Below are 5,924 nucleotides of genomic sequence, written 5' to 3'. Positions count from 1 at the left end.
CCTCTTCTTTTTTCTTCCATTTTTATACACAATAATACCGAATTTTAGATCAAACATTTTTTGCAATTTTGATAATTCTATTATCTCATAAATCTGCAAAAATAAAAGAACAAATATTGATGAACTATTTACTGATTATAATCAAATCCTGTCATTTTTCCAACATTGTTCGTCAAAATCCCCGTTTATTTTCATTTACAGCAAATTAGTCTACTAAAAATAGCTAATTTAACAACACAAAAGTAAGGTTTCCGTTTAACATAAATTTATCAATACTTATGGAGGTAAATAAAATGCTGGTAAATATGAACGATGTACTGATACCCGCCAAAAAAGGAAAGTATGCCATTGGTTTATTTAATGCCGTGAACCTGGAACTGGCAAGAGGAATTATCGCCGCTGCGGAAAGTACCGGTTCTCCTGTGATTATGGGAACTGCAGAAGTACTCTTCCCTTATGGTCCCCTGGAAGAATTATCTTATTATCTGATTCCCATGGCGAAGAAAGCAAATGTTCCCATTGTAATCCATCTGGATCACGGTTTAAAAAAAGAAACCTGCATCAAAGCACTGGAACTTGGCTTTAGTTCCATCATGTATGACTGTTCTACCGACACCTATGACGAGAACGTGCGAAAAGTCAGAGAGATGGCGGAAATTGCACATTCCTACGGGGCGACTATCGAAGGGGAGTTAGGGCATGTGGGGGATAATGAAGGTTCTTTTGAAGGTGATTCCCACACAAATGACCCTTCCAGATTTTATACAGATCCTGCCCAGGCAAAAGATTTTGTTGAAAAAACCGGTGTGGACGCGCTGGCAATTGCAGTTGGTACTGCCCATGGAGCCTACAAGCTTCCTCCAAAACTGGATTTTGAGCGTATCCGCACCATCGCTAACACCATATCGGTTCCTCTGGTACTTCATGGCGGTTCCGGTCTGACGGATCAGGATTTTAAAATGGCTATCCGGGAAGGGATCAGTAAGGTAAACATTTTTACGGATATTAATGTGGCAGCCGTGGAGGCAGCTTTTCGGGACTTCCAGTCCATGAATAAAGGCATTATAGATCTAATTCCGGCAGCGGTAGAAGCTACCAAACAGGAAGTAATAAAGAAAATTGAACTCTTTGGTTCCAATGGAAAAGGGCGGAATATCGATCTGGCAAAAGAGCTTGAAATGAATCCCGCATTTTTAGAACGGATCGTAAAAGAAGTATTACAGAAACTGCATTAAGCAGAACAGGAGGTAAATTATGGCTGAAGAAAAAGCAAGTGTTGTGGTGGCAGGACATATTTGTCTTGATATTACACCGGACTTTCCCAACATTAAAATTAATAAAGTAGATGATATGCTGGTTCCGGGACGGCTGATTCAAATGGGAGCAGTCGATGTACATATTGGCGGATGCGTATCCAACACCGGTCTGGCACTGAAAATTCTGGGGGCAAACGTAAGCCTCATGGGTAAGATCGGAAATGATGATTTTGGCAGTATCGTATCCGACCAGATCAATTCCCACAATGCCATTAACAGCATGAGTATATCGGAAGAAGAAGATACTTCTTATTCTGTTGTAATCGCACCAAGAGGCATTGACCGGATTTTCCTGCACCATTCCGGTGCAAATAATTATTTTTATGAGCAGGATCTGGATTTTGACATCATCAAAGACGCCCGCCTCTTCCATCTGGGCTATCCTCCTCTGATGAAAAGTATGTATGCAGACGGCGGAAGTGAATTGCTGAAAATCCTGCAGAGGGTAAAATCTCTGGGCGTTGCCACTTCTCTGGATATGGCAGCCGTTGACGAAAATGACGAAGCCGGCAAGGTGGATTGGGAAGCAATTCTGGAAAAAGTTCTGCCTTATGTAGACTTTTTTGTTCCAAGCATCGAAGAACTGGCTTATATGATTGACCGCCCCAGATACCGGGAATGGATTGCCAGAGCAGCCGGCAGGGATGTAACCAGTATCCTGTCGGTAGAGGAAGATATCGTTCCCCTTGCGGAAAAGCTCCTTGCAATGGGCTGTAAAATTGTATTGTTAAAATGCGGCGTTCCGGGTCTGTTCCTGGCATCTTCTGATCGTGAAACCCTGGAGAAAATCGGGGAACGCCTGGAATTTGATGCCGGGAGCTGGACGGGCATCAGGCATTTTGAACCAAGCTTTAAACCGGATAAAGTTCTCTCCGGTACCGGAGCCGGAGATACCAGTATCGCAGCTTTTCTGTATGCGATCTTAAATAACTACAGCTGGGCAGACTGTATGAAATATGCTACGGCTACGGGTGCATCCTGTGTCACGGCATATGATTCCCTAAGCGGTCTGAAAAGTTTCGAAGAACTGAAGAAAAAGATGGATCAGGGATGGGAAAAAGTATAGAGATTGGGCGGCTGTTTTTACAGCCGCTTTTCTAATATGCGCAGGCTCTCTGCATCTCCAAGAAACATCTGGGCAGTTGCAGCTTCCCGTTCCTCTGTTTCCTGATAATGATTCCCTGCCTGCCCCGTATTTAGGAATTCCTATTTAGTCATGCCTGTTTTTTTCACAAAGATCTGGCTTAAATAGCGGTAATCGGAAAACCCGCAGGTGACACAGATGTCGGTCAGGCTCAAGTCCGTCTGTGCAATCAGATATCTGGCCTTCTCAAAACGCAGCAGGGTAACATATTCCTGAAAGGACATATTAAAACTGTCTTTGAAAAAATGCGACAGATAGGACAGGGAAAGACCTTCCGATTCTACCAAATCCGAAAGCAGTATCTTAGAGGTATAATTCTCATCTATAAACTTAGTGATCCGGGACAGCCTCTCCAAATGGGCATTCCTGGAGCGTCTCTCCAATTCCGTAATCCGGTGGTACGGGCAGTAATATAACAGCCTGTAAAAAATATCACAGAGCAGAGACATACATTTAAACTCATAATTGGCATTTCGCAAAAAGTACAGGTAGGCACATTCCTGGATTTCTCTTTGTACCATGAATTTTATTTTCTGGGAAAAATATTTTCCAATATCTACAGAATCAAATTCCAGATTGTATATATCCGGAAAAAACCGGGAACAAAATCCTGAGGAAATCTGCAGTGACAGGATAACCGTGCTGCCTTTTGCCGTATGCAGCTCATGAGGCCGCTTTGGATTAAAGAGAAATACGGAACCATCTGAAAATAAATAGGTCTGTTTATTGCAAAAAACCTCCACCATTCCAGAGAGGACCATACAAATCTCAAACTCTTTATGAAAATGAGGCTTTCTGTGGGAAAGCTCCACGATAAATATTTTAATATCATTTAGAAAATTATGTTCTACAAATTCGTATTCATTATTCATATGCCACCTCCGTCTATCTACAGTATACCTGAATGTCCTGTGTATGAAAAGCAGAAAAAGCAAATTAGTCATATAAATTCAACATATAAATGAAAGTTAAATATTCTAATTTCAGTATAATGGAATTATCAAACATGATAGCAGGCAAAGAAACGCCTTACACCAGTTTCGGCGAATTTATGCCGAGATTCACTACTACTTCATCCTGCCAGAAATGTTTCAAGCCGTATGAAGTACTAACACATAAGGAGGATATAAGATGTCAAGATTTAAATTTTCCGTAGGACCCTGGAACGTACATACCGGAGCAGATTCCTATGGCCCGGCAACCAGAAAGGATATTCCTTTTGAAGAAAAGGTAAAGAAATTTTCAGAAATGGGCTTCTCTGCAATCCAGTTCCACGATGACGATGCAGTGCCAAACCTAAATGAATTAACCGAAGAAGAGATAAAGGAAGAAGCCAGAAAATTGAAAAAGCTGCTGGACAAATACAATATGGCTGCTGAATTTGTGGCACCCAGACTCTGGATGGATCCCCATACTATTGACGGCGGATTCATGTCCACTTCCAAAGAAGACAGGGATTTCGCTATGTGGAGAGCAAAAAGGTCTATTGATATCGCCAATGAACTGGGCACCGATATGCTGGTGATCTGGCTGGCACGGGAAGGTACCCTCTGTGCCGAATCCAAAAGCCCGGTGTGGGCAACCAGGCAGTTAATCGAAGCCATCAACGAAATGCTGCGCTACGATTCCAACATCCGTGTAGTAATTGAACCCAAGCCAAACGAGCCGATTGACCGGAGTATCTGCGGCACCATGGGTCATGTAATGGCAATCTCCGCAGCAACAATTGACCCTTCCAGAGTTGGAGGCAACCTGGAAAGTGCCCATGCAATTTTAGCCGGCCTTGACCCTTCCCACGAAATTGGCTTTGCACTGGCAATGAATAAATTATGGACCGTACATCTAAATGACCAGAACGGCATTAAATTTGACCAGGATAAATCCTTTGGCGTGGAAAATCTCCGCCAGGCATTTAACCAGATAAAAGTTCTGATGGAAAATAATTACGGTTCCAACGGGGAATATGTGGGGCTGGATGTAAAGGCCATGAGAACCACGACAGACGAAGACAGCTACAAACACTTGGAAAACAGCTTGAAAATTGTACAGGCGCTGGAAGACAAAGCAGCCCGCTTCGATTACGGCTTCCAGAAAAAGTGCGTGGAAAACAGAGACTTTGAAGGGCTGGAAATGTATGTTATGAATCTTCTTATGGGGATTGAATAATGTAACAGATGGTTTGAATCGCGTAACTTGAGTGATTGAATCGCGTAACTTGAGTGATTGAATCGTGTAACTTGAGTGATTGAATCGCGTAACTTGAGTGATTGAATCGCGTAACTTGAGTGATTGAATCGTGTAACAGGGGGTATTTCAGCCCCCTGTTAAATCTGTCTCACCACTATTTCTGGCAGCAGCTTTAGAATATCATCTTCCTCTGCCAGGTCATCTGCAAAAGCAGTGGCACTTCCCGCAGCAGCCGCATATTTAAGCGCCTGAAGAACAGAAGCGTCATATCCTTTCAGGAATCCTGCAACCATGGAATCACCGGCTCCCACTGAATTTTTCACGGTTCCGGCTGGTGCCTGTACCCTATATACGCTGCCATCCTCATCACCGAATATGGCACCTTCTCCCGCCCTGGAAACCAGTACATTCCTGGCACCCATCTTCTGGATCTCTCTGATACAGCGGATGATTTCTGCCTCATTTGTACAGGAAATACCGAACACGCCGCCTAACTCGTAATGGTTCGGCTTGATCAAAAACGGATGGTACGGCAGTGTTTTAACCAGCAGTTCCCGCTCCGCGTCTACTACAACTTTTACCTCCCTGTCCGCCAGCTGTTCCATAATTTTCTGATAAGCATCGGAAGACAGGCAGGAGGGAATACTCCCTGCGAGAACGAGCGTATCATTCCCGTTCAAAACGGAGATTTTATTCAGCAGCTCACGGAATTCATCCTCTGTAATATCCGGTCCGTTACTGTTAAGATCCGTTTCTTTTTCTCCTTTTACTTTCACATTAATTCTGGAATTGCCCTGGGACAAAGTCACAAATTCTGTATGTATTCCCTGGCTTTCCAACTGTCTGACGATTTCCTTTCCGGTAAAACCCGCCTGGAATCCCATCGCCACACTTTCTTTTCCCAGGTGCCGGAGCACAATGGAGACATTAATTCCCTTTCCACCGCAAAACAGGTATTCAGAGCTGCTCCTGTTGATTTCTCCTGCATTCATATTCTGGATATGCATTATATAATCCAATGCGGGATTAAAAGTCACTGTGTAAATCATACCATCTCACTCCTTCTACAGGCGCCTCAAACATCTACCTGGGCCCCCAGCCATTCCTTCGTTTATTCATCCAGGTCATCGTCTATAATAAGCCCGTCCAGTTGTCTCCACTCAGCTTATTCATATTTGCCCCGAATTCCGGATTCACAGCCAGATTTTGTATAATCTCTATTATTATACTGGAAAACAAATATACTTTCAACTTCCAATTCCATGTTCGGTCTGATC

At 43.3% G+C, this 5,924-nt stretch carries 5 protein-coding genes; 3 read left to right on the top strand and 2 right to left on the bottom strand.

Annotated elements, in window-relative coordinates; genetic code table 11:
* Positions 1–293: 293 nt before the first annotated feature.
* A complete protein-coding gene (locus tag ACH2DQ_RS01820; protein ID WP_394911933.1) occupies positions 294–1,235 on the top strand; it encodes a ketose-bisphosphate aldolase in 942 nt (313 codons plus the stop codon).
* Between the two features lie 19 nt (positions 1,236–1,254).
* Positions 1,255–2,382 carry a carbohydrate kinase family protein gene (locus ACH2DQ_RS01815; protein ID WP_394911934.1) on the top strand — a complete coding sequence of 376 codons (1,128 nt, stop codon included), beginning with the start codon at positions 1,255–1,257 and terminating at the stop codon, positions 2,380–2,382.
* A 140-nt stretch (positions 2,383–2,522) separates the two neighbouring features.
* Here ACH2DQ_RS01815 and ACH2DQ_RS01810 read toward each other — a convergent pair whose 3' ends face one another.
* A complete protein-coding gene (locus ACH2DQ_RS01810) occupies positions 2,523–3,332 on the bottom strand; it encodes a helix-turn-helix domain-containing protein (protein ID WP_395025270.1) in 810 nt (269 codons plus the stop codon).
* A gap of 259 nt (positions 3,333–3,591) precedes the next feature.
* On the opposite strand from ACH2DQ_RS01810, the gene ACH2DQ_RS01805 reads away from it, so the two are divergent.
* Positions 3,592–4,626 carry a TIM barrel protein gene (locus ACH2DQ_RS01805; RefSeq protein WP_394911936.1) on the top strand — a complete coding sequence of 345 codons (1,035 nt, stop codon included), beginning with the start codon at positions 3,592–3,594 and terminating at the stop codon, positions 4,624–4,626.
* Positions 4,627–4,784: 158 nt separating this feature from the next.
* On the opposite strand, the gene pfkB is transcribed toward ACH2DQ_RS01805, so the two are convergent.
* Complete coding sequence (gene pfkB / locus ACH2DQ_RS01800; protein ID WP_394911937.1) at positions 4,785–5,696, bottom strand: 1-phosphofructokinase; 912 nt, start codon at positions 5,694–5,696, stop codon at positions 4,785–4,787.
* Positions 5,697–5,924: the final 228 nt, after the last annotated feature.

The sequence above is a fragment of the Robinsoniella sp. genome, assembly GCF_034124845.1.
Note: the sequence above shows the minus strand (reverse complement) of the source record. Positions and strands in the feature narration are given on the sequence as shown.